Here is a 23692-nt window from a genome sequence, read left to right as displayed (position 1 = left end):
AGGGGACCCTGTTGGACGTCAAGCAGCTCAAGGCCCTGGTGACGGTCGCGGAGGTCGGCAGCGTCACCCGCGCGGCCGCCGTACTGCACGTGGTGCAGCCCGCCGTCACCCGGCAGATCCGCACCCTCGAACAGGAGCTGGGCGCCGTGCTCTTCGACCGCACCCGGCACGGCATGCAGCTCACCGAGGCCGGAACGGTGCTGGTCGACCGCGCCAGGCGAGCGCTCAACGAGCTGGAGCGCGCACGCGCCGAGGTGCAGCCGGCGCCGGGCACGGTCGGCGGCATCGTCACCATCGGACTCCTGGAGAGCGCGACGGACCTGCTCGCCGAGCCCCTGGTCTCGGCCCTCGCGCGCGACCACCCGGACATCGACCTGCGGCTCATGACCGCCTATTCGGGACACCTCCAGAAGTGGCTGGACGACGGCGACCTGGACCTCTCGCTGCTGTACGACCTGGACAGCACGCCCTCGCTCAACGCGCGCCCGCTCGCCCGCGAGCACCTGTGGGCGGTCGCTCCCGCCGCGGCCGGGCTGCGGCCCGAACGCCCCGTCACCTTCGCCGAGACGGCAGCGCATCCGCTGGTGATGCCCTCGTCAGGACACGGGCTGCGCGCGCTGATCGACTCCACCGCCGTACGGGCCGGGGCGCGGCTGCGGGTGAGCGTGCAGACCAACGCGCTGCACCTGCAGAAGCAGCTCGTCGCCGCCGGGCACGGCTGGACGGTCCTGCCGGGGCTCGGCATCACCGAGGACCTCACCGACGGCACGCTCAGCGCGGCCCCGCTGTGCGAGCCCGAGGTGTGGCGCTCGGTCGTCCTCGCCACGCCGCGCGCCGCGCGCACACCGCCCGCGGTGGAGGTGGTGGCCCACGAGGTGATCCGGCAGGTCAACGCGGCCATAGCGGACGGCAGATGGCCCTCGGCCCAGCAGCCGGACCAGGAGCCGACGACGCCGGAGCAGCACCCGGAGCCGAAGCCTGGGCCGCAGCCGCAGCCAGCGCCGGAGCCGAGCAGCGTGAATCCGGCCCCGTGAGCCCGGCTCCGTGAGACCGGCTCCGTGAGACCGGCACGGCCGACACCGGACCCGCACCGGCCCCGCACCGGCCCCGCACCCCGAACAGCCCAGCACCGGAGAGGACCCGATGACGTACGCCGCCGGACCGCACACCCTCGCCCACGCCCAGGACGGCACGGCCCTCGCCTACCAGCACGCGGGCTCGGGACCGCCCCTCGTCCTCCTCGCCGGGCAGGCCAACGACCACCACTGGTGGGACCCCGTGCGCGAGGACTTCCACGCCGCCCGCTCCACCCTCACCCTCGACGCCCGCGGTACGGGGGCGAGCGGCAAGCCCCAGGAGGGCTACTCCACGCGGGAGTTCGCGCAGGACGTGGTCGATGTGCTCGACCATCTCGGGATCGAGCGGGCCGATGTGTACGGCACCTCGATGGGCGGCCGCGTCGCGCAGTGGCTCGCGGCGCTGCACCCCGGGAGGGTGCGCCGCCTGGTGCTGGGCTGCACCTCGCCCGGCGGCCCGTACGCGGTCGAGCGCGACGCCTCCGTACGCCGGGCCCTGGCTCAACCCGACGCCCTGGCCGCCCGGGAGGCGCTGACGGACCTGATGTACACGCCCGCCTGGCGCGCCGCGCACCGCGGCCCCTATCCGACCCTGGGTGATCCGGACATGCCGCCGCACGCGCGCCGCGGCCACCTGCGCGCGAGCGCCGGGCACGACGCGTGGGAGGCGCTGCCCACCATCGCGGCGCCGACGCTGGTCCTGCACGGCGACCAGGACAGGCTCAACCCGAGCGACAACGCGGAGCTGCTGGCCGCGCGCATCCCGGACGCCCGGGTCCACCTCTTCCCCGGCGCGCGGCACGCGTACTTCCACGAGTGCAGGGAGGAGGCGAGCGCCCTGGTCACCACGTTCCTCGACGAGGCCCCGTAACCCTGCCGAGGCCCACTGATCCGCCAGCGCAGCCCGCATCCCCTTGGAGGCGCCATGCATCCCACCTCCGACTCGCTCTCCTCGTACGTGGAGTCCTGGAATCCCGAGCCGCTCCGGGACGCGGACGACCTCTCCCCCGCCCCGGTCGCGGCCCTGTCCGCCGGCCTGGACCTGCCGGAACCCGCCGCCGCTTCCGGCGACCCGCTGCCTCCGCTGTGGCAGTGGCTCTACTTCCTCTCCTGGCCCGCACAGAGCGAACTCGGCCCCGACGGGCACCCGTCGGGCGGCCGCTTCCTGCCGCCCGTCCCTGACCGGCAGCGCATGTGGGCCGGCGGCCGCTGCGAGATCGCCGAACCGCTGGTGCTCGGCGAGCCGGCGGAGTGCGTGAGCAGCCTCGGTCCTGTACGCGCGAAGCGGGGCCGGTCGGGGGAGATGCTGTTCGTCACCGTGCGGCGGGAGTTCAGCCAGCGCGGGCGCACCTGTGTGGTCGAGGAGCAGGACAACGTGTACCGCTCGGGCCGGTCCGGGGCGCGGCACGGCGACCTCACCCCGGAAGCGGACGCCGTACCGCGCTCCGACGCCCCGTGGCAGCTCCCGCTCCGGCCGGACCCGACGCTGCTGTTCCGCTTCAGCGCCCTCACCGCGAACGCCCACCGCATCCATTACGACGACCCCTATGTGCGGAACGAGGAGGGCTACCCCGGCCTCGTCGTCCACGGCCCGCTGCTGGCGCTCCTGATGCTGGAGCTGCCGCGCCGCAACACGCCCGGGCGCCGCGTCCGTTCCCTCTCCTACCGGCTGCGCGCGCCGCTCTTCACCGGCGAGCACCTGCTGGCCTGCGGCACGCCCTCCGCCGACGGCGAGACGGCCGGGCTCCACGTCGCCGGCCACCGCGATCCCCGACACGCCACGGCGGAGGTCGCCTTCGCCTGACGCCGGGACGCCGACCCGACGCCGCCTCGATGCCTGCCTGACACCCACCCCATGCCGCGGGACACGCCGCCGCCGGCATGGGCCGGGCGGATCATTAGCGCCCCTTTATGTCCTTCGCAGATAGCATCGGCCCCTCCGCCGACCGACCCGTGGAGTTCGCCGTCATGCCCTTGCCGCGTCTCGGAGTCGTCCTGGTGACGATGGGCAACCGTCCGAGAGAGCTGGAGGCCCTGCTCGCCTCGATCGAGAAGCAGGACGTGCCCCCGACGAGAGTGGTGCTGGTCGGGAACGGGACGCCGCTCACCGAGGCGGAGGTCCCCGAGCACGTGACCAAGGTGCCGCTGGAGGACAACCTCGGCTGCCCGGGCGGCCGGAACGTGGGCCTGGAGATGCTGCGCGAGTCCGGCGAGGTCGACGTCGTCGTCGAGCTGGACGACGACGGGCTGCTGATCGCCGACGACGTGTTCCGCAGGGTGCGGGCGCTGTTCGCGGCCGACCCGCGGCTGGGGATCGTCGGCTTCCGCGTCGCCGACGAGCACGGGCACACCGAGCGGCGCTGGGTGCCGCGGCTGCGCGCCGACGACCCGATGCGCCGCGGGCCGGTGACCGCCTTCCTCGGGGGCGGGCACGCGTTCTCGATGCCGATGCTGCGGGAGACCGGGCTGTGGGCCGGGGAGTTCTTCTTCGGGCACGAGGAGTCCGACCTCGCCTGGCGTGCGCTCGACGGCGGCTGGAAGATCCTGTATGAGCCCGAGCTCGTGCTCCAGCACCCCAGGACGTCGCCCGCACGGCACGCGGTCTACTACCGCTTCACCGCCCGCAACCGCGTCTGGCTGGCCCGGCGCCGCCTCCCCGCCGCCCTGATCCCCGTGCACCTGGGCGTGTGGACCCTGCTCATGATGACGAGGGTGCGCTCCTGGGGCGCCCTGCGCGCCTGGTGGGGCGGCTTCACCGAGGGCGTCCGCACGCCGTGCGGCCCGCGCAGGCCGATGAGCTGGGGCACGGTATGGCGCATGACCCGCCTGGGCCGCCCGCCGGTGCTGTGAACGGGGGGCGGGGCGCGGGCCACCTGACCCGTCTCCCGTACAACCGATCGACACTGGTCAATACTGTTCACCGCATCGCACCCACGACGGCAGGAGCGCTCCGTGACCAGTTCAGACGCGCAGCCGGACGGGCCCCGCACGGGCGCCGTGCCGCCGCTCTTCGACCTCATGTACGGGCACATCGGCGCCTCGGTGCTGCGGACCGTCGTGCAGTACGGGATTCCGGATCTGCTCGCCGAGGGGCCGCGCACCGCCGAGGACCTGGCGGCGGCCTCCGGCGCGCAGGCCGGGCCGCTGCGCCGGCTGCTGCGGCTGCTCGCCACCCGCGGGCTCTTCGCCGAGGACGCGGACGGCACCTTCGCGCTCACCGAGGAGGGGACGCTGCTGCGCTCGGACGTGCCGGGCTCGCAGCACGCGCCCGCGCTGATGTATACGGACGAGATGTTCCGCCGCGCCGCCGAAGGCCTGGCCGAGACGCTGCGTACGGGAGAGCCCGGCTTCGAGGCCGCGTACGGGCTCCCCTTCTTCGAGCATCTGGCCGCCAAGCCCGAGAAGGGCAGCCTCTTCGACGCGGCGATGACCACCCGCATCAGCAACGCCGACGAGCGCATCGCGGCCGCCTGTCCGCTCCCCGCCGGCGGCACGGCCGTGGACGTCGGCGGCGGCCGCGGCGCCCTTCTCAGCGAGCTGCTGACCCGCTCGCCCGGCCTGCACGGCGTGCTCTACGACCGCCCCGAGACGGTGGCCGAACACCTGCTGGACACCGAGGAGTTGAAGGGGCGCTGGCGCGCGGAGAGCGGGGACTTCTTCACCGGGGTGCCCTCCGGCGGGGACGTGTACCTGCTCAAGAACATCCTCCACGACTGGCCCGACGAGGACTGCCTGCGCATCCTGGGCACCCTCCGCGCGGCGGTCACCCCGGGCACCCGGCTGCTGGTCATCGACGCCGTACTGCCGGGCGACGGCACTCCGCATCCGGCGGTGAGCATCGACATCATCATGCTGATGATGGTGCGGGGGAAGGAGCGTACGGCGGCCGAGTTCGAGGAGCTGCTGTCACGCTCCGGATTCCGCTTCCTGCGCGTGCTGCCGACCGGCGTGATGCCCTCGATCGTCGAGGCCGAGGCGGTCTGACGACCTCGGTCACGCCTCCTCTTCGGGCGCGCCCCGCCGCTCGGGCATCACCGGGTACGGCACGAAGGTGCTGCTGTTCTCGTCCACGGACAGCGGGCGGTCCAGCGGCGGCACCGCGCGCTGCGGGCAGTCGGTGCGCTCGCACACACGGCAGCCCATGCCGATCGGGGTGTCGGCCGAGGTGTCGGAGAGGTCGAGGCCGTCGGAGTAGACGAGTCGCGAGGCGTGCCGGATCTCGCAGCCGAGGCCGATGGCGAAGGTCTTGCCCGGTTCGCCCCAGCCGCCCCGGAAGCGGGTCACGGTGCGCGCGGTCCACAGATAGCGCTGCCCGTCGGGCATGGCTGCGATCTGCACCTGGATGCGTCCCGGCGCGGCGAACGCGTCGTACACGCCCCACAGCGGACACGTCCCGCCCGCGCGTGAGAAGTGGAAGTCGGTGGCGGACTGCCGCTTGGAGAGGTTGCCCGCGCGGTCGACCCGTACGAACGAGAAGGGCACGCCGCGCAGTTTGGGCCGCTGCAGCGTGCTGAGGCGGTGGCACACCGTCTCGTAGCCGAGCCCGAAGCGGTCGGTGAGCCGCTCGATGTCGTATCTGACCTCCTCGGCTGCCGCGTGGAAGGCGCGGTACGGGAGGATCAGCGCGGCCGCGTAGTAGTTGGCGATGCCGATGCGCGCGAGCGTCCACGCCTGCGAGCCCTCGGGGAAGTCCTCGGAGGCCAGCGCCGAGAGCTGCTCCCCGTACTCCAGGAAGGCGAGTTGGGTGGCCATGCGGAAGGCGCGCTGGCCGGGGCGCAGCCTGCCGGAGAGGTGCAGTACGCGGGTGTCGGGGTCGTAGTGGTGCTGCCGGGTCGCGTCGGTGGCCAGCCGTACGCCGTGGTGTCCGAGGCGCGCCGCGAGGGCCTGCTGCACTTCGCCCGGCCGTATGCCGATGCGGGAGGCGAGGTCCTCGGCCGCGAGGTCGGTCTCGTGCAGGTAGTTCTGGCGGCGGTAGAAGAACTCGCGGATCTCCTCGTGCGCGGAGCGCGGGGTGGCGGGCTCGGCACGCGGTCCGCGTCCCTCGGCGCTCTCCGACAGCCGCTCGGCCAGGGTCTGGTTGCGCCGCCCCAGATCGACCAGGACCGAGGCGACCTCCGGCATGCGCGCGGCGAGTTCGGACAGGTCGGAGGGTGAGACGCGGGAAGCCGCGACCTCCTCGGCGAGCGCGTCGCGCAGGTCGGCGACGAGCCTGCTGGTGTCCCTCTCGGAGAAGAAGCCGGGGTCGATGCCGAACACCTCGGTGAGCCGCAGCAGCACGGGCACCGTGAGCGGCCGCGAGTCGTGCTCCATCTGGTTCAGATAGCTGGGCGAGATCGCCAGCATGCGGGCCAGCTCGGCCTGGCTGATCCGCCGTTCCTCGCGCAGCCTGCGCAGCCGGGCCCCTGCGTACGTCTTGCTCACCGCGGTCCCCCTTTCCTGCCGTCCCCCGGCGGCACACCCTTCGCAAGCTTGGCAAAAACGCGTCCGAAGATGCGCAGAACTTAGCAGCGTTCGCCCCTTGTTGGCACTAGGTGCCGCTGAGAGATTTCTTTGTACGGCCCGCCGGACACCGGCGACCGCGGCGGAAACCGGGGCACGATTCACGCCCTGACGTCGGAGATCCCGGCACCTTCGCATCGGTACGCGCATCGTCTCCTCCGGCGCTCCGGCGGGCCGCACGACGGCAGAGCAGTCAGCGAAGGGCAGTTGATGGCACTGGATGCCACACCTTCGCACCGTTCACTCGCAGCATCCACCCGAAGCAACCACTCGCACCGTTCACCGGAGAGGGTCATGACGCAGGCAGACACGACAGCGCAAGCGGGCACGACGACCGAGACCGCGCAGGAGCTGGCCCGGCGCTGGGCGACCGAGCCGCGCTGGAAGGGGGTCGAGCGCTCCTACAGCGCGGAGGAGGTCGTGCGGCTCTCCGGCAGCGTCCGCGAGGAGCACACCCTCGCGCGCCGCGGCGCCGAGCGGCTGTGGCGGCAATTGCACGAGCGCGACTACATCCACGCGCTCGGCGCACTCACCGGCGGTCAGGCGGTGCAGCAGGTCAAGGCCGGGCTCCAGGCGATCTACCTGTCGGGATGGCAGGTCGCGGCCGACGCCAACCTCGCCGGCGAGACCTACCCCGACCAGTCCCTCTACCCGGCCAACTCGGTGCCGCAGGTGGTGCGCCGCATCAACAACGCGCTGCTGCGCGCGGACCAGATCGCCACGGCGGAGGGCGAGGGGCCCGGGACCGCGAACGGCATCGACTACCTCGCTCCGATCGTCGCCGACGCGGAGGCCGGCTTCGGCGGGCCGCTCAACGCCTTCGAGCTGACCAAGGCGATGATCGCGGCGGGCGCCGCGGGCATCCACTACGAGGACCAGCTCGCCTCCGAGAAGAAGTGCGGGCACCTGGGCGGCAAGGTGCTCGTGCCCACCTCGCAGCACGTGCGCACGCTCAACGCCGCGCGGCTGGCCGCCGACATCTCGGACGTGTCCACGGTCATCGTGGCCCGCACCGACGCGCTCGCCGCCAACCTGCTGACCAGCGACGTCGACGAGCGCGACGCCCGCTTCTGCACCGGCGAGCGCACGGCGGAGGGCTTCTACCGCGTACAGCCCGGCATGGCGCCGGTGATCGCGCGCGGCCTCGCCTACGCCCCGTACGCCGACCTGCTGTGGATGGAGACCGGCACGCCGGACCTGGACCAGGCGCGGGAGTTCGCGGAGGCGATCCACGCGCAGTACCCGGACCAGATGCTGGCCTACAACTGCTCGCCCTCCTTCAACTGGCGCGCGGCGCTGGACGACGACCAGATCGCCAAGTTCCAGCGGGAGCTGGCGGCGATGGGATACCGCTTCCAGTTCATCACCCTGGCCGGCTTCCACTCCCTCAACCACGGCATGTTCGATCTGGCCAAGGGCTACGCGGAGTCCGGCATGACGGCCTATGTGGACCTCCAGGAGAAGGAGTTCGCCGCGCAGAAGGAGGGCTTCACCGCCGTGAAGCACCAGCGCGAGGTCGGCACCGGTTACTTCGACGCCGTCTCCAACGCCCTCAACCCGGACTCGGCCACGACCGCGATGAGCGGGTCGACCGAGGAGCAGCAGTTCCGCTGAGGCGGCCGCGCGGCGCGCGCCGCCGGTGACCCGGGCCGCCTCCCCGCGCCCGGCACCGGCGGCCGCCGCCCGCCCCCTCTCCCCCACCTCTCCGCGTTCCACGGCCTCTTGAAGCGAGGGAGCCCCGCATGCCGTCCACCACGCTCACCCGTCCCGTCGAGGTGCTCGCCCCGCACGGGGACCGGCACGACGAGATCCTCACCCCGGAGGCGCTGGCCTTCCTCGGGCGCCTGCACGCCGCGTTCGAGGACCGGCGCCGTGCGCTGCTCACCGAGCGGCGCCGCCGCGCGCTGCGGCTGGCATCCGGCGAACCGCTGGACTTCTCGGTGGCCACCGCCGGCATCCGCGAGGACCCGCACTGGCGCGTGGCCCCGCCGGCCCCCGGGCTCACCGACCGCCGCGTGGAGATCTTCGGACAGCCGACCCGCGAGGCGGCGGCCCGCGCCCTCGCCTCCGGCGCCCAGGTCTGGATGGCCGACTTCGAGGACGCCACCTCCCCGACCTGGGAGAACGTCATCGGCGGGCAGGTGGTGCTGCGCGATCTCGCGGTGTACGGGGCCGAGCTGCCGCCGAACCAAGCCGGGCTTCCGGCGTACGGGGCCGGGTCCGGCGATCGCGGGGACGCCGCCGCGCAGGTGCCGCCCACAACGGTCGTCCGTCCGCGTGGCTGGCATCTCACCGAGGAGCATCTGCGCATCGACGGCCGCGCGCTGTCGGCCGCGCTGGTGGACTTCGGCCTGTACTTCTTCCACTGCGCCCAGCACCGGATCGACGCCGGTTCAGGCCCGTACTTCTACCTCCCCAAGCTGGAGAACCACTACGAGGCCCGGCTCTGGAACGACGTGTTCGTGCTGGCCCAGGACCTGCTGGGCATCCCGCGCGGCACGGTGCGGGCCACGGTGCTGATCGAGACGATCACGGCGGCCTTCGAGATGGAGGAGATCCTGCACGAACTCCGCGAGCACAGCGCGGGGTTGAACGCCGGGCGCTGGGACTACCTCTTCAGCCTCGTGAAGAACTTCGCGCACCGCCCCGACTACCTCCTGCCCGACCGCAGTCGGCTCACCATGACGGCGCCGTTCATGCGCGCCTACACCGACCTGCTGGTGCGCACCTGCCACAAGCGCGGCGCCCACGCCCTCGGCGGGCTCGCCGCCCAGCTCCCCGCATCCGGCCCCGGCGCCGAACCTCACGCGCGGGAGGCGGCCCTCGCCGCGGTGCGGCTGGACAAGGAGCGCGAGGCCGAGGACGGCTTCGACGGATCGGCGGTCGTGGACCCCGCGCTGGTGCCCACATGCCGCGCGGTGTTCGACGGCGCGCTCGCCGGGCGCCCGCACCAGATCGAGCGCACCCGCGATGACGTGCACATCACCGCACGGGACCTGCTCGCCGTACGCCGTACGGCCGGGCCGCCCACCGAGGAGGGCATCCGCGCGGACATCGCCGTGGCGCTGCGCTACATCGACGCCTGGCTGCGTGGCAGCGGAGAGGTCCCCTTGGAGGGCGAGGCCGCCGACGCCTCCACCGCCGAGATCGCCCGCTGCCATCTGTGGCAGTGGCTGCGGCACGGCGCCACCGACCCCGCGACCGTCCACGCGCTGCTGGACCGCGAGTGCGCCGCGCTGGCGAAGGAGGACCCCGGCGCACTGACCCTGGAGGCGCGCTCCGTGCTCGAACGCGCCGCGCTCTCCCGCGAGTTGCCCGCCTACTTCACGACCGAGGCGTACGCGGAGCACCTGGTGCGCGCCACGGAGGGAGCCGCATGAGCCCCGGTCCGGGCCCCGTGCCGAACCCCCGTTTCCGGCGGATCGGCGTCGTGGGCGGCGGGCGGATGGGCGCCGGCATCGCCGAGGTGTGCGCACGCGCGGGCCTGGACACCGTGGTGTGCGAGGCCGACGCGACCGCCGCGAGGGGAGCCGCAGAGCGGGTCGCGGAGTCGCTGGAACGGGCCGTCCAGCGCGGCAAGCTCGACCGCATCTCGGCCGAGGACGCGCAGGCCCGGCTGGTGTTCACCGGAGACCTGGAGGACCTGGCCGACCGGCAGCTCGTCGTCGAGGCCGTGGTGGAGAACGCGGAGGCCAAGGCCGAGGTCTTCACCCTCCTCGACAAGATCGTGGAGGACCCCGAGGCGGTGCTGGCCACCAACACCTCCTCGATCCCCGTGATGCGCCTGGGCATGGCGACGCGGCGCGCCGACCGCGTGCTGGGCCTGCACTTCTTCAACCCGGTGCCGGTGCTGCCCCTGGTCGAGGTCGTGACCTCGCTGCACACGTCACCCGAAACGGCGCGCGCCGCCGCGGAGTTCGCCACGGAGACGCTGGGCAAGACCGTGGTGCGCTCGAAGGACCGGGCGGGCTTCGTGGTCAACGCACTGCTCGTTCCGTACCTGCTCTCCGCCGTGCGCATGGCGGAATCCGGCTTCGCCACGGCAGCCGACGTGGACGCGGGCATGCGCCTGGGATGCGCGCATCCGATGGGGCCGCTGGAGCTGGCCGACCTGATCGGCCTGGACACCGTGGCCTCCATCGCCGCCTCGCTGTACGAGGAGTTCAAGGAGCCCCTGTACGCCGCTCCGCCGCTGCTCAGCCGCATGGTCGAGGCGGGGCTGCTGGGCCGCAAGAGCGGCCGGGGGTTCCACGTGTACGACCAGGGGTGAGGGTCCCTGGTGCTGTCGCCCGCGCCTCTGAGGGGTGAGCGCGGGCGGCGCGGGCCGGGCGCGACAACGGGCGTGCCCGGCCCGGGACTTACCGCTCAGCGGCGGCGGTCTTGAGCGAACCGCGGCGCCCTGCGGCGCCCGCCGATGATCACGGTGCCCTGTTCAGGGGCGGGGTGATCCGTTTAGGCTGGCAGTGCAGCTGGTTCGCCCCACCCGCCAGGTGGGAGGCGTCGTAAGAGGGAACCCGGTGTGACTCCGGGACTGCCCCGCAGCGGTGAGTGGGAACGACCGCCGTCATGAGCACTGGCCCGCAAGGGCCGGGAAGCGACGGCCAGTAGGAGCCCGCCGGAGCATGAGTTTCCGGCAGGCGCGCCCACGAGTCCGAAGACCTGCCCGTTGCCCGCACGCGCCCTGTCGTGTGCGGATCCCGGTGACCTCGAGGGCAGGTCGGAGGGCGCTTCCGGACGGTGTCGACACCGTTTCCCGGAAGCAGGCAAGGACGGTGGGCGCAGGCCGCGCGCCCGGTTCCCGTCCTCCTGCCGTCGCCTTCGCGTCCTCGTCCCGATCCGGGATGTCCGAGGAGAGATCTCGCGAAGGAGAGTTCCGTGACAGCCAAGTCCGCAGCCGCGGCAGCACGGGCCACCGTGTACGGCTACCCCCGCCAGGGCCCCAACAGGGAGCTCAAGAAGGCGATCGAGGGCTACTGGAAGGGCCGCGTCACCGCAGACGCCCTCCGGCAGACCGCGCAGGACCTGCGCAAGGCCAACTGGCAGCAGCTCGCAGGCGCCGGCATCCACGAGGTGCCGACCGGCGACTTCTCGTACTACGACCACGTGCTGGACACCAGTGTGATGGTCGGTGCCATTCCGGAACGCCACCGCGCGGCCGTCGAGGCCGACGCGCTGGACGGCTTCTTCGCCATGGCCCGCGGCACCCAGGACGTGGCGCCGCTGGAGATGACCAAGTGGTTCGACACCAACTACCACTACCTGGTCCCGGAGCTGGGCCCCGACACGGCCTTCTCCGCCAACCCGGTCAAGCAGCTCGCCGAGCTCAAGGAGGCGCTGGCGCTGGGGCTCACCCCGCGGCCGGTGCTCGTGGGCCCGGTCACCTACCTGCTGCTGGCCAAGCCCGCCCCGGGCGTGAACCCCGGCTTCGAGCCGCTGTCCCTGCTGGACAAGCTGCTGCCGGTGTACTCGCAGATCCTGGGTGAGCTGCGCGCGGCCGGCGCCGAGTGGGTGCAGATCGACGAGCCCGCGCTGGTGCAGGACCGCAGCAAGGCCGAGCTGGAGGCCGCCTCCCGCGCCTACGACCTGCTGGGCAAGCTGGCCGACCGGCCCAAGCTGCTGGTCGCCTCGTACTTCGACCGGCTCGGCGAGGCGCTGCCCGTGCTCGCCAAGAGCCCCGTGGACGGCCTCGCGGTGGACTTCACCGAGGCCGCTGCCGCCAACGCCGAGGACCTGCGCAAGCTGGGCGGGCTCTCCGGCAAGCGCCTGGTGGCGGGGGTGGTCAACGGGCGCAACATCTGGATCAACGATCTGGAGAAGTCGCTCACCACCCTCAACTCCCTGACCGGGCTGGCCGACCGGGTGGACGTGGCGGCCTCCTGCTCGCTGCTGCACGTCCCGCTCGACGCGCAGGCCGAGGGCGACATCGACCCCGAGGTGCTGCGCTGGCTGGCCTTCGCGCGGCAGAAGACGACCGAGATCGTCACCCTGACGCAGGCGCTGAACGAGGGAGCCGACAAGGCCGCCGAGGCGCTGTCGGCCAACCGCCGCGACCTGGAGTCCCGCCGGGCCTCCTCGATCACCCACAACCCCGCCGTGCGCGAGCGCGCGAACGCGGTGACCGCGGCCGACACGCGCCGCTCGCAGCCCTACGCCGAGCGCACCAAGGCGCAGCGCGAGCACCTGGGCCTGCCGCTCCTGCCGACCACCACGATCGGTTCCTTCCCGCAGACAGCCGAACTGCGCACGGCCCGCGCCGACCTGCGCAAGGGGAGGATCGACGCGGCGGCGTACGAGGAGCGGATCAAGACCGAGATCCGCGAGGTGCTGTCCTTCCAGGAGAAGGCGGGCATCGACGTGCTGGTGCACGGCGAGCCCGAGCGCAACGACATGGTGCAGTACTTCGCCGAGCAGCTCTCCGGCTACCTGGCCACGCAGCACGGCTGGGTCCAGTCGTACGGCACCCGCTACGTCCGCCCGCCGATCCTGGCCGGCGACATCTCGCGTCCCGAGCCGATGACCGTGGCCTGGACTACGTACGCGCAGTCCCAGACGAAGCGCCCGGTCAAGGGCATGCTCACGGGCCCGGTCACCATGCTCGCCTGGTCCTTCGTGCGCGACGACCAGCCCCTGGCGGAGACGGCCAGGCAGGTGGCGCTCGCGCTGCGCGACGAGGTCAACGACCTCGAAGCGGCGGGCACCTCGGTGATCCAGGTGGACGAGCCGGCGCTGCGCGAGACGCTGCCGCTGCGGGCCGACGGGCGCCCGGCCTACCTGGAGTGGGCCACCGAGTCCTTCCGGCTGTCGACGGCGGGTGTGCGTCCCGCGACGCAGATCCACACGCACATGTGCTACGCCGAGTTCGGCGACATCATCCAGGCCATCGACGACATCGACGCCGATGTGATCAGCCTGGAGGCCGCGCGCTCGCACATGCAGGTCGCGCATGAGCTGGCCGACCACGGCTACCCTCGCGAGGCGGGCCCGGGCGTCTACGACATCCACTCGCCGCGCGTGCCGAGCGCCGAGGAGGCGACGGCCCTGCTCCGCAAGGGGCTTGAGGCGCTGCCGCCCGAGCGGCTGTGGGTCAACCCGGACTGCGGCCTGAAGACCCGCGGCTGGCCCGAGACCCGGGAGAGCCTGGAGAACCTGGTCGCTGCGGCCCGCACGGTACGCGGCGAGCTGCCGGGCCACACCGGCTGACCCCCGCCCTTCCCTAGGGGGCAGGGGTCCCACAGCGGGGCGGGCGGTTGTCGGCCCGCCCGCCCCGCACCCTCTTCTTCTCCCTGCGCTTGTACGAGCGTTCAGCTCTGTTCCGCGCGTTCAGCGCCGTGCGCGCGTCCAGCCGGGCTCACCGCAGCGCGGCCACCAGCGCGTCGCGCGGGGAGCACCACAGCGCCCGCGCCTCGGCGAAGCCGGACTCGCGCAGGGTGGTGAGGTGCCAGTCCGTCGTGGTGGGGCGCTCGCCGCGGGGCCGCCGGGTGGACGGGTCGCGCGGGTCGTCGAAGAGCGCGAAGCGCTCCTCGGCCGCGCCGGCCAGGGCCGGGTCCTCGGCGACGGCCGCCCACCACGCGGCCCAGTCCTGTGCGCCCTCGGCCTTCTCGCGCTCCTGGCGGGCCTGGTGGTGCGCGTCCAGCGCCGCGTTGAGGCGGGGCGCGGTCTCGTCCAGCATGTGATCGGCGTTGAGGAACACTCCGCCCTCACGCAGGACCCCCGGCACCTGCCCGTACAGCGCCCGCAGTTGCTCCGTGTCGAGCCAGTGCAGCGCGGTGGCGGTGACGACGGCGTCGTAGGAGCGGTGGGGCAGCGCGTCGGTCCAGTGCGGGTCGGTCAGGTCCGCGCTGACGAAGCGTGCGCGGTCGTCGCCGGCGAAGTGGCCCTCGGCGATGGCCAGGAGCGCCGGGTCCAGATCCACTCCGGTGCTCGCGGCACCCGGCATCCGCCGCAGCAGCCGGTCGGTGATCGTTCCGGTGCCGCAGGCCAGGTCCAGGACCACGGGCTGCGGGCCCGCGACCGCCTCCACGGCGTCCAGCATGGCCCGGAACCGCTCCTCGCGGTCGGGCATGTACCACTCCTGCTGCCTGTCCCAACTCCGCTGCCACGCGGCCCAGTCGGTGCCGGCGCGCGTTTCCGTCATGCCATCCCTCCGCGGACGCTAGATGCAAACCATTCGCATCTGCGTAAGCATGTCAGACGGATCACCGGCCGCGGTGCAGGCGGTCCGTGGCCTGGATCTCCTTCCAGGAGGCGGGTCGCTCAGGCGCCGCACCGGCCCTCGCCGACGGCGGCTTCCCCTGCCGGTACAGCCACGTATCGAAGAGGGACCCCAGCTCCCTCCCGGAGATCTTCTCGGCGTACGCGGTGAAGTCCTCGACGCTCGCGTTGCCGTACGCGTGGCGCGCGGGCCACCCCTTCAGCACGGCGAAGAAGGCGCGGTCGCCGATGGCGTCGCGCAGCGCCTGGAGCGCCATGGCGCCGCGGGCGTAGACGGCGGGATGGAACTGGTTCTCCGGCCCCGGGTCTCCCGGGCGCACGCTCCAGAAGGGGTCGTCAGCGGGGTAGAGGGAGTACGCGTAGTCGGCGAGCTCCCGTGCCGTGCCCTCGCCCTGCTCCTCCGACCAGAGCCACTCCGCGTAGCGCGCGAAGCCCTCGCTGAGCCAGACGTCCTTCCACTTCCGTACGGTCACGCTGTCCCCGTACCACTGGTGCGCCAGCTCGTGGACGACCACGGAGACGTTGGCGCCGCGCGCGAAGGCGCCCTTGGCGTAGACGGGGCGGGTCTGGGTCTCCAGCGCGTAGGCGGCGTCCACGTTCGGCACGTAGCCGCCGACCGCGTTGAAGGGGTACGGGCCGAAGCGCCGCTCCAGCCACTCGGTCACCTCGGCGGTGCGCTCCACGCTCGCGCGGGCCGCGCCCTCGTCCGCGCCGAGGCCGGTGCCGTACGCGGTGAGCACGGGCAGTCCGCTCGACGTGGTGTCCTGGGCGATGTCGTATCCGCCCATCGCGAGAGTGGCCAGGTAGGTGGCCTGCGGCTTGTCGGAGCGCCAGGCGTAGCGGGTCCAGCCCCCTCGTGAACTGCGGGACTCCAGCGTGCCGTTGCTGATCGCCTGGGTGCCGTCCGGCACGGTGACGTCCACGTCGAAGGTGGCCTTGTCGCCCGGGTGGTCGTTGCTGGGGAACCACCACCACGCCGATTCCGGCGCGTTCGCCGCGATCCCGCCGTCCGCCGTGCGCTGCCAGTTGGTCCTGCCGTCGACCCGCACCTCGGAGGGCGTGCCCGCGTAGCGCACCACGATGGTGGCCCGCTGCCCGCGCGCGAGCGGTCGCGCGGGGCTCACCTCCAGCTCGTGCGCGCCCGACCGCGCGAAGCGTGCCGGCCGGCCGTCGACCCGTACCTCCGCGACGTCCAGCGCGAAGTCCAGGTTGAAGCGCGAGAGTGCCTGGGTGGCGGTGACCGACAGGGTGGCCGTGCCCTCCAGCCGGTCGTTGTCCGGCCGGTACTTCAGCCGCAGGCCGTAGTGCCCGACGTCGTAGCCGCCGTTCCCGTAGTCGGGGTAGTACGCGTCGCCCGCGCCCGGCGCTCCGGGGGACGGCCCGGACCCGGCCCCTGGCGTGGCGCCTTCTGCGGGGAGCGCCGGCAGCACGGCGACGAGGGCCGCCGCGCAGGAGACGAGCGCGGTACGGGGGCGGTGGCGCATGCGTCCTCCATGGCTGCGGGGTCGGGCTGAGGCTTCAACGGAGCCGGGCGAACACGTCCGGCGCGTCGTTCGTGTCGCCCCGCGCGAGGTTCCCGGCGAGCGAGCCGAAGGCGACCGTGCGGCCCCGGTGGTCGAGCGAAGAGACGATCGAGTCGCCGTCGGGTTGGGCACCGCCCTCACCCAGGCTGATCCGCTGCGTGCTGCCCCGCGCCACGTCGCGCAGGAACACGTCGAAGCGGCCGTTGGTGTCGCCGGGCACCACACCCGGGTCGTACGTGGCGAAGCTGACGTAGCGTCCGCTGCCGCTGATGTCGGACCAGATGGAGCGGTACGCCAACTGCCCGCCGGCCGCCGACAGGTTGACGCGCTCGGTGGTTCCGCGCCTCCGGTCGCGTACGAACACATCCGTGGTGTCGTTGGTGTCGCCTGCCACCAGTGCGTCGCCGCCCGACTCGAAGACCGCGTACCGGCCGTCCGCGCTCAGCGCGCCGCCGCCCAGGTCGCCGCGGTGGCTGGGCACTTCGGCGCCGTCGTCGGCCACGCTGATCCGCTCGGTGCGGCCCGTGCGGCGGTCCCGTACGAACACGTCCTCCTCGTCGTTGGTGTCGCCCGGCACCAGGTTCGTCGCGCGCGTGGTGAGGGAGACCAGCCGTCCGTCGGCGCTCAGCGCCGTGGGCCGCGCGTCCCGGTCGGCACGGGAACCGTCGGCCGCCGTGCTGGCGCGCTCCGTGCGGCCCGTGCGGAGGTCGTGCACGTACGCCTGGTACCTGTTGTCCGGCCCTGGCGCGGGCTCGCCGGGTGAGAGCGCGGCCGCGTTCGAGGTGAAGGCCACGTAGCGGCCGTCGGCGCTGAGCTGCGGCGCGTACGAGAAGGAAGCGGGGCCGCCGTCCGAGGGCCGGTCAGGCGGGCTCACCCTGCGGGTCTCCCCCGTACGGCGGTCGTGCACGAAGATGCCGCCGGCGCCGCCGGGTGCGAGGTTCCCCGCCGAGGACACGAAGGCGACGACGCGCCCGTCCCGGCTGACGCCGAGCGAGCCCGACCCCGCATCGCTCTGCGCCCCGTCGCTCGCCACGCTGACCCGCTCGGTCCTGCCCGTGCGCAGATCCCGCACGAACACGTCGGCCACACCGTTCGTGTCCCCCGGCACCAGATCGCCGGCGTCCGAGAGGAACGCGATGTGGCGGCCGTCGGCGCTGGTACGGAGGTTGGTGGAGGCGCCGTTGCCGGGAGCGCCCGCCGGCGTGGCGCTGACCAGCTTCGTACGGCCACGTGCCGCGTCTCCCCCGCCCGCTGCCACCGCGGGAAGGCACGGGGCGAGAGCGGCGGCAGCGACGAGCCCGGTCACGAAGGCCCTGCGCGGTGAACGGTGCACCCTGTCCCCCTCCGGTCGGCTTCCGTCGACCCCAGACGACATCCGCACCGGGGTCAACGGCCGTACCGCAGAGGCGGTTTGAGGTTGCGCAGCTTGCAGCAGAGGGGGCGGGACGGCGGTACCGGTTCCCCTACGGACCGCCGGAGCGGAGCGGTCTCAGTGCCCCGCCGGCACCTCCCGCTCCCCCGCCCCCGCGTACGCCGCCAGCGGTCGTATCAGGGCGTTGTGGGCGAGCTGTTCGGTGATGTGTGCTGTCCAGCCGGTGATGCGGCTCATCACGAAGATCGGTGTGAACGCGGGGATGTCGAAGCCCATGAGGTGGTAGGCGAGCCCGGCCGGATAGTCCAGGTTGGGGTGGATGCCCTTGCGCTCGGCCATCGCGGTGCGCAGCGCGGAGTGCAGGGTCGCGAGGCGGGTGGTCTCCGGGTCCCCGGAGCGGGCCACGAGGCGCTCGGTGGCCTGCTGCATGATCGGCACGCGCGAGTCGCCGTGCTTGTAGACGCGGTGCCCGAAGCCCATGATCTTCCGGCCCGAGGCCAGTGCCTCGTCCAGCCACGCGCCGGCCAGCGCCGGGTCGCCGATCTCCTGGAGCATGTGCATCACGGCCTCGTTCGCGCCGCCGTGCAGGGGGCCCTTGAGGGCACCGACGGCCGCGGTCACCGCGCTGTACAGGTCGGACAGGGTCGAGGTCACCACCCGCGCGGTGAACGTCGAGGCGTTGAAGCTGTGTTCGGCGTAGAGGATCAGCGAGTTCTCGAAGCAGCGCACCACCTCGGGCTCGGGCACCGCGCCGAAGCACATGTGGAAGAAGTTCTCCGCGTAGCCGAGCGAGGAGTCGGGCTGCACCGGCGCGAGCCCCCGCCGCCTGCGCTGGTCGGCGGCGACCACGACCGGCAGCCTGGCCAGCAGCGCGAGGGACTTGGCGCGGTTGGCCCGCGGGCTGTCGTCGCCCTCCAAGGGGTCCTCGGCGCCGAGCAGGCTGACCGCGGTGCGCAGCACGTCCATGGGGTGGCAGGTCTCGGGCACGCGCGCGAGCAGTTCGCTGACGGTGCGGTCCAGCGGCCGCAGCGCGCGCTCCCGCGCCGTGAACCCCGCGAGCTGCGCGGGGTCGGGCAGCTCCCCGTACCAGAGCAGGTACGCGACCTCCTCGAAGGAGCAGCGGGCCGCGAGGTCCTGTACGGGATAGCCGCGGTAGGTCAGGGAGTTGGACTCCTCGATGACGGTGGAGATCTCGGTGGTGTCGACGACGACACCGGCGAGGCCCCTGCGGATCTCGGGCGCGTAACTGGCCATGGTGAGCGGTCCTCTCAAGGGTGGGCGCGGCGCGCTCAGGCGCCCGGCGGCAGGGTGAAGTCGTGCACGGCGGAGTCGAACGCGGTGTAGTCGGCGTAGCCCAGCACCTCGTACAGCCGCGAACGGGTCTGCATGCGCGGCAGCAGCGACTCCTGGCCGCCCTCGGCGGCGAGCGTGCGCAGCCCGTCCTCGATGGCGCCGTTGGCGAGGCGGAAGAGGGTGACGGGGTAGAGCGCGATGTTGTAGCCGAGGCGCTCCAGCGTGCTGGCCGGCAGCAGCGGGCTCTTGCCGAACTCGGTCATGTTGGCCAGCAGCGGCACGTCCAGGGTCTTGCGGAAGGCCGCGAACTCGGCCTCGTCCGCGAGCGCTTCGGGAAAGACCGCGTCCGCGCCCGCCTCCACGTACGCCTTCGCGCGGTCGATCGCCGCGTCCAGGCCCTCGACGGCGCGCGCGTCGGTGCGGGCCATCAGCAGGAAGTCCGGGTCACGCCGCGCCTCAGCGGCCGCGCGCACCCGCTGCGCCATCTCCTCGCGGCTGACCAGCGTCTTTCCGTCCAGGTGTCCGCACCGCTTCACCGCGGTCTGGTCCTCCAGATGCAGCCCGGCAAGGCCCGCGTCCTCGAAGAGCTGCACGGTGCGCGCCGCGTTGACCGGCGCCCCGAAGCCGGTATCGGCGTCGATCAGCACCGGCAGGTCGGTGACGCGGGTGATCTGCTGGGCGCGCGCGGCGATCTCGGTGGAGGCGGTGAGCCCGATGTCGGGCAGGCACAGCTCGGCGGAGAGAACAGCCCCTGAGAGGTACGCGGCCTGGAAGCCGTGCTCCTCGATCAGCTTCGTGGAGTACGGGTTGACCGCGCCCGGCATGGTCACCAGCCGCCCGGAGCCGAGGAGTTCGCGCAGGCGGCGGCGCCGCTGCGCGGGAGTGGTCGTGGTGTGCAGCATCAGAAGAGCCCCTTCGGGAGTGCGGCGTCGTACGCGGCGAGCGCGGCGGTGTCCACGGTGGGGAAGAGCCCCGCGAGCTGCGGGGCGTCCAGTTCGCCGAGCCGCCCGGCGGCGCTCAGGAAGGAGTCCCGCGCGCCCGCCTCCACGGTTCCCTCGGCGAGGGTGCGGAACTTCGCCTCGTACTGCGCCCGGCCGAACGGCCTCGCCCCCGCCGGGTGCGCGTCGGCCACCGCCAGCTCCTCCTCGATCACCGTGCCGTCCTCCAGCGTGACGACGGCCCGCCCGCCGAAGGCCCGCTTGAGCGGGTCCGGGTCGTGGTAGCGGCGGGTCCACTCCGCGTCCTCGAGCGTGGTGATCTTCCGCCACAGGGCCACGGTCTCCGGACGCCGGGCCCGCTCGGGCGCGTACGAGCGCTCGTGGTGCCAGCCGCCGTCCTCCAGCGCGACGGCGAGGATGTACGGCACGGAGTGGTCCAGCGTCTCGCGGCTGGCCTGCGGGTCGTACTTCTGCGGGTCGTTGGCGCCCGAGCCGATCACGTGATGGGTGTGGTGGCTGGTGTGCAGCACGATGTCCCGTACGCGGTCGAGCGGCCCGGTGCGTTCGCGCAGGCGCCGGGCGAGGTCGATGACGGCCTGCGCCTGGTACTCGGCCGAGTGCTCCTTCGTGTAGGTGTCGAGGATCGCGCGGCGGGCCTCGCCCGGCTCCGGCAGCTCGACGGTGTACGAGGCGTCGGGACCGTCCAGCATCCAGGCCAGAAAGCCGTCCTCGCCCTCGTAGATCGGCGAGGGCGCTCCCTCGCCCCGCATCGCGCGGTCCACCGCCTCGATCGCCGCCTTGCCCGCGAAGGCCGGCGCGAACGCCTTCCACGAGGAGATCTCCCCCTTCCTGGACTGCCGGGTGGCGGTCGTGGTGTGCACCGCCTGCTGAACGGCCTGGTAGACCGTCGCCGTGTCCAGCCGCAGCAGCGCGCCGAGGCCGCACGCGGTGGCCGCGCTCAGGTGCGCCACATGGTCGATGCGGTGCTTGTGCAGGCAGATGCCCTTCACGAGCGCGACGTGGATCTCGTACGAGGCGACGATGCCGCGCAGGAGGTCGGCGCCGGTGCGCCCGGTGTGCTGGGCGACCGCGAGCAGCGGTGGGATGTTGTCGCCGGGGTGCGAGTAGTCGGCGGCCAGGAAGGTGTCGTGGAAGTCCAGTTCGCGGACCGCCGTGCCGTTGGCCCAGGCCGCCCACTCCGGGGAGACCCGCTTGCCGGGGCCGGCGCCGAAGACCGAGGCGCCGGGCGCGGCGGTGTGCGGCAGCGCCTGCGTACGGGCCACGGCGACGGGGTGGCGGCGCAGGGAGGCGCAGGCGACGGCGGCGTTGTCGATGACGCGGTTGGCGGCCATCGCGGCGGCGGCCGGGTCCAGTTCGGCGGGCTCTTGGGTGCCGGTGGCCACCGCCGCCAGCTTCCAGGCGAGCTGCTCCTCGCGGGGCAGCGGCTCGGCGCTGGGGCGGACGCGTACCTGATGCTCGATCACGGGACTCCTCGCTCTCCGGGTGCCGGTCACCCCGAGCATCCCCCGTCGCGCGGTCCCGCGCTCCCCCTCCAAGCTGCGGAATCTCTCCCTCTCCCACCTGCGAAACTGCGAAAGTTGCGAAAGGCGCGGATGCTAACTTCGCAACGGGGAGTACGCAGAGGGGGTCGCCGTGGCACGTCCACCGGTACGGAAGGTCTACGCACACGCCAAGCTGCGCCGTCTGCGCGCGCAGCACGGCATGAACCAGGTCGAGCTGGCCCGCGCCCTGGGCATCTCCACCAGCTACCTCAACCAGATCGAGCACAGCCAGCGCCCGCTCACCGCCGCCGTGCTGCTGCGGCTGTCCGAAGTGCTGGGCGTGGACCCGGAGTTCTTCTCCGAGGCCGAGGAGGAGCGGCTGGCCACGGACCTGCGCGCGGCCCTCGCCGACGAGGCGAGCGGGGCGGGCGGCGCGAGCGGCACCGGCGGGTCCGGTGGCGCGGCGGTCAGCGCGGAGGAGGCCGTCGAGGTGGCGCGCGACCACCCGGCGACGGCCCGTGCCCTGGTCGCGCTGCACCGGCGCTACCGCGAGTCCTCGGCGCAGGTGGCCGCGCTCGCCTCGGGCAGCAAGGGCGAACCGGCGGGCCTGCTCCCCCTGGAGGCGCACGATGAGGTGCGGGACTTCTTCTACGCGCACCACAACCACTTCGCGGCGCTGGATGAGGCGGCGGAGAACACCGCGGAGCGCATGGGGCTCGACTCCGCGCGGTCGGCGGCGACCGCGCTGCTGGAGCTGTTCACCGAGCGCCACGGCATCAAGGTCGTGCAGGCGGGGACGGAACGCGCGGTGGACACCCGCCGCTTCGACGCGCGCCGAGGGCTCCTGTTCCTCTCCCCGTACCTGACGGAGGGTCAGCGCGCGTTCCAACTGGCCACCCAGCTCGCGCTGCTGGAACACGGCGGGCTCCTGGACGCGCTCGCCGCGAGCACCGACTTCACCTCTCCGCAGGCGGAGGGCCTGGCGCGGATCGGCCTCGCGAACTACTTCGCCGGCGCGCTGCTCATGCCGTACACGGCCTTCCACGCGGCGGCCGAGGAGCTGCGCTACGACATCGAACTCCTCCAGGCCCGCTTCGGCGTCGGCTTCGAGACGGTGTGCCACCGGCTGAGCACGCTGCAGCGGAGCGGGCGGCGCGGGGTGCCGTTCTCGTTCCTGCGGGTGGACCGCGCGGGCAACATCTCCAAGCGGCAGTCGGCCACCGACTTCCACTTCTCGCGGCTGGGCGGCACGTGCCCGCTGTGGACGGTGTATGAGGCGTTCTCCGCGCCCGGCCGGATCCTCACCCAGGTCGCCGAGATGCCGGACGGCAAGCGCTACTTCTGGATCGCGCGCACCGTGGTACGCGGCGGCTTCGGCCACCACGCGCCGCGCGCGGAGTTCGCCGTCACCCTCGGCTGCGAACTGCGCCACGCACACCGCCTGGTGTACGCGGAGGGACTGGCCCTCGACGCCCACCGGGCAGCCACCCCCATCGGCCTGGGCTGCACGATCTGCGAACGCCGCGACTGCGCCCAACGCGCGAGGCCACCAGCAGGCGGCCCCCTGTCCATCGATCCGGACCGCCGCACGACGATCCCGTACCCGGTGGAGGGGCCGGACGGCGACATCCGAACCTAAATCGGGCATTTCCGTCAATGGAGTGGTTCATCGCTTTCCATGATCCGTATGGTGTGTAGCGACCATTAAAAATGATGGACGTCGGGGCCTCCGCCTGAGTGCGTGACGCACTTTTGCCCGCGGCGCACCGGATTCACCGATGCCCAGAGTTTTCTTTATGAGGGGATAGGCATGCGCCTTCTTGCACGTGGCGCTGCGGCCGTGGCCGCAGCCACACTCGTTCCGGTTCTCGGTGCTTCGGCAGCCCACGCGGACACGGGACATCCGGACCTTTCCGCCAAGGTCAAGGCCAGCTGCCCCCACAACGGGAAGATCACTGCATACGACCGCTGCGCCAAGACGTCGCACGGCGTCGTGGAGATACACGCCGGCAAGAGGGACGGCGGCGTCACGGTCATGTACCGGAAGACCTCCGGGAAGAAGGTGAAGGGGAAGATCGGCTACGCGCGGGGCGGCAAGAACCACTGGGGCAAGACCCAGTGGCTCAGCAGCTCGGTGATCGCGGAGAAGGACTTCAAGATTTCCAAGAAGACCTGTAAGTCGGTGACCGGAATTCTGTACGCCGGCGGAACGACGTTCACCACGCCGCCCGCCAAGACCTGCTGAATTCAGCACCTTTTCCCCGCACCGATCCGCATC

The 23692-nt window shown here is 72.7% G+C and carries 18 protein-coding genes and 1 riboswitch; of the genes, 11 read left to right on the top strand and 7 right to left on the bottom strand.

Annotated elements, in window-relative coordinates; all coding sequences use genetic code 11:
• Window positions 1-11: 11 nt before the first annotated feature.
• From ABEE00_RS04810 to ABEE00_RS04790, 5 genes are all read left to right on the top strand, one after another.
• Entirely contained in the window at window positions 12-1034 is a 1023-nt protein-coding gene (locus tag ABEE00_RS04810; RefSeq protein WP_345743957.1) for a LysR family transcriptional regulator, read from the top strand.
• A gap of 109 nt (window positions 1035-1143) precedes the next feature.
• Window positions 1144-1947, top strand: coding sequence for an alpha/beta fold hydrolase (locus ABEE00_RS04805; RefSeq protein WP_345743956.1), 804 nt, complete (start codon window positions 1144-1146; stop codon window positions 1945-1947).
• 54 nt (window positions 1948-2001) lie between these two features.
• Window positions 2002-2880 carry an HTD2 family dehydratase gene (locus ABEE00_RS04800; RefSeq protein ID WP_345743955.1) on the top strand — a complete coding sequence of 293 codons (879 nt, stop codon included), beginning with the start codon at window positions 2002-2004 and terminating at the stop codon, window positions 2878-2880.
• A gap of 164 nt (window positions 2881-3044) precedes the next feature.
• On the top strand, window positions 3045-3926 hold the full coding sequence (locus ABEE00_RS04795) for a glycosyltransferase family 2 protein (protein WP_345743954.1): 882 nt from the start codon (window positions 3045-3047) through the stop codon (window positions 3924-3926).
• Between the two features lie 102 nt (window positions 3927-4028).
• Window positions 4029-5060, top strand: a complete 1032-nt coding sequence (locus ABEE00_RS04790; RefSeq protein WP_345743953.1) for a methyltransferase — start codon at window positions 4029-4031, stop codon at window positions 5058-5060.
• 9 nt (window positions 5061-5069) lie between these two features.
• Here the strand turns inward: ABEE00_RS04790 and ABEE00_RS04785 are convergent, their stop codons facing one another.
• Entirely contained in the window at window positions 5070-6497 is a 1428-nt protein-coding gene (locus ABEE00_RS04785; protein WP_345743952.1) for a short-chain fatty acyl-CoA regulator family protein, read from the bottom strand.
• A 372-nt stretch (window positions 6498-6869) separates the two neighbouring features.
• On the opposite strand from ABEE00_RS04785, the gene aceA reads away from it, so the two are divergent.
• From aceA to metE, 4 genes are all read left to right on the top strand, one after another.
• Entirely contained in the window at window positions 6870-8189 is a 1320-nt protein-coding gene (aceA, locus tag ABEE00_RS04780) for an isocitrate lyase (RefSeq protein ID WP_345743951.1), read from the top strand.
• A gap of 128 nt (window positions 8190-8317) precedes the next feature.
• Window positions 8318-9955 carry a malate synthase A gene (gene aceB, locus ABEE00_RS04775; RefSeq protein WP_345743950.1) on the top strand — a complete coding sequence of 546 codons (1638 nt, stop codon included), beginning with the start codon at window positions 8318-8320 and terminating at the stop codon, window positions 9953-9955.
• On the top strand, window positions 9952-10845 hold the full coding sequence (locus tag ABEE00_RS04770) for a 3-hydroxybutyryl-CoA dehydrogenase (protein WP_345743949.1): 894 nt from the start codon (window positions 9952-9954) through the stop codon (window positions 10843-10845). The genes aceB and ABEE00_RS04770 overlap by 4 nt, the downstream gene beginning before the upstream one ends.
• Window positions 10846-11028: 183 nt before the next feature.
• Window positions 11029-11256: riboswitch (cobalamin riboswitch) on the top strand.
• Window positions 11257-11450: 194 nt separating this feature from the next.
• Window positions 11451-13775 carry a 5-methyltetrahydropteroyltriglutamate--homocysteine S-methyltransferase gene (gene metE, locus ABEE00_RS04765; protein WP_345743948.1) on the top strand — a complete coding sequence of 775 codons (2325 nt, stop codon included), beginning with the start codon at window positions 11451-11453 and terminating at the stop codon, window positions 13773-13775.
• A 148-nt stretch (window positions 13776-13923) separates the two neighbouring features.
• Here the strand turns inward: metE and ABEE00_RS04760 are convergent, their stop codons facing one another.
• The 6 genes from ABEE00_RS04760 to ABEE00_RS04735 form a co-directional block, all read right to left on the bottom strand.
• Window positions 13924-14709, bottom strand: coding sequence for a class I SAM-dependent methyltransferase (locus tag ABEE00_RS04760; RefSeq protein ID WP_345743947.1), 786 nt, complete (start codon window positions 14707-14709; stop codon window positions 13924-13926).
• A gap of 61 nt (window positions 14710-14770) precedes the next feature.
• Window positions 14771-16270, bottom strand: a complete 1500-nt coding sequence (locus tag ABEE00_RS04755) for a M1 family metallopeptidase (protein WP_345743946.1) — start codon at window positions 16268-16270, stop codon at window positions 14771-14773.
• Window positions 16271-16304: 34 nt separating this feature from the next.
• Window positions 16305-17642 (bottom strand): hypothetical protein, encoded by a 1338-nt coding sequence (locus ABEE00_RS04750; RefSeq protein WP_345743945.1) that lies wholly within the window; start codon window positions 17640-17642, stop codon window positions 16305-16307.
• Between the two features lie 156 nt (window positions 17643-17798).
• Complete coding sequence (locus tag ABEE00_RS04745) at window positions 17799-18935, bottom strand: bifunctional 2-methylcitrate synthase/citrate synthase (protein WP_345743944.1); 1137 nt, start codon at window positions 18933-18935, stop codon at window positions 17799-17801.
• A gap of 35 nt (window positions 18936-18970) precedes the next feature.
• Window positions 18971-19876, bottom strand: coding sequence for a methylisocitrate lyase (prpB, locus tag ABEE00_RS04740; protein WP_345743943.1), 906 nt, complete (start codon window positions 19874-19876; stop codon window positions 18971-18973).
• Window positions 19876-21396, bottom strand: a complete 1521-nt coding sequence (locus ABEE00_RS04735) for an MmgE/PrpD family protein (protein ID WP_345743942.1) — start codon at window positions 21394-21396, stop codon at window positions 19876-19878. Before ABEE00_RS04735 ends, prpB begins: the two co-directional genes overlap by 1 nt.
• 169 nt (window positions 21397-21565) lie before the next feature.
• Between ABEE00_RS04735 and ABEE00_RS04730 the strand changes: the two genes are divergently transcribed.
• A complete protein-coding gene (locus ABEE00_RS04730; protein WP_345743941.1) occupies window positions 21566-23053 on the top strand; it encodes a short-chain fatty acyl-CoA regulator family protein in 1488 nt (495 codons plus the stop codon).
• 171 nt (window positions 23054-23224) lie between these two features.
• Window positions 23225-23659, top strand: a complete 435-nt coding sequence (locus ABEE00_RS04725) for a hypothetical protein (RefSeq protein ID WP_345743940.1) — start codon at window positions 23225-23227, stop codon at window positions 23657-23659.
• The last annotated feature ends 33 nt before the right edge of the window (window positions 23660-23692 follow it).

The sequence above is a fragment of the Streptomyces odontomachicola genome, assembly GCF_039605595.1.
Classification (GTDB): Bacteria; Actinomycetota; Actinomycetes; order Streptomycetales; family Streptomycetaceae; genus Streptomyces.
The sequence above is the reverse complement of the archived record's forward strand: the minus strand, read 5'-3'. Positions and strand labels throughout refer to the sequence as shown.

Excerpts from the sequence above, each read along its gene's own strand:
- ABEE00_RS04805 (WP_345743956.1), top strand. The coding sequence starts at position 1,144 with ATGACGTACGCCGCCGGACCGCACACCCTCGCCCACGCCCAGGACGGC.
- ABEE00_RS04800 (WP_345743955.1), top strand. The coding sequence starts at position 2,002 with ATGCATCCCACCTCCGACTCGCTCTCCTCGTACGTGGAGTCCTGGAAT.
- ABEE00_RS04795 (WP_345743954.1), top strand. The coding sequence starts at position 3,045 with ATGCCCTTGCCGCGTCTCGGAGTCGTCCTGGTGACGATGGGCAACCGT.
- aceA (WP_345743951.1), top strand. The coding sequence starts at position 6,870 with ATGACGCAGGCAGACACGACAGCGCAAGCGGGCACGACGACCGAGACC.
- aceB (WP_345743950.1), top strand. The coding sequence starts at position 8,318 with ATGCCGTCCACCACGCTCACCCGTCCCGTCGAGGTGCTCGCCCCGCAC.
- ABEE00_RS04770 (WP_345743949.1), top strand. The coding sequence starts at position 9,952 with ATGAGCCCCGGTCCGGGCCCCGTGCCGAACCCCCGTTTCCGGCGGATC.
- ABEE00_RS04760 (WP_345743947.1), bottom strand. The coding sequence starts at position 14,709 with ATGACGGAAACGCGCGCCGGCACCGACTGGGCCGCGTGGCAGCGGAGT.
- ABEE00_RS04755 (WP_345743946.1), bottom strand. The coding sequence starts at position 16,270 with ATGCGCCACCGCCCCCGTACCGCGCTCGTCTCCTGCGCGGCGGCCCTC.
- ABEE00_RS04745 (WP_345743944.1), bottom strand. The coding sequence starts at position 18,935 with ATGGCCAGTTACGCGCCCGAGATCCGCAGGGGCCTCGCCGGTGTCGTC.
- prpB (WP_345743943.1), bottom strand. The coding sequence starts at position 19,876 with ATGCTGCACACCACGACCACTCCCGCGCAGCGGCGCCGCCGCCTGCGC.
- ABEE00_RS04725 (WP_345743940.1), top strand. The coding sequence starts at position 23,225 with ATGCGCCTTCTTGCACGTGGCGCTGCGGCCGTGGCCGCAGCCACACTC.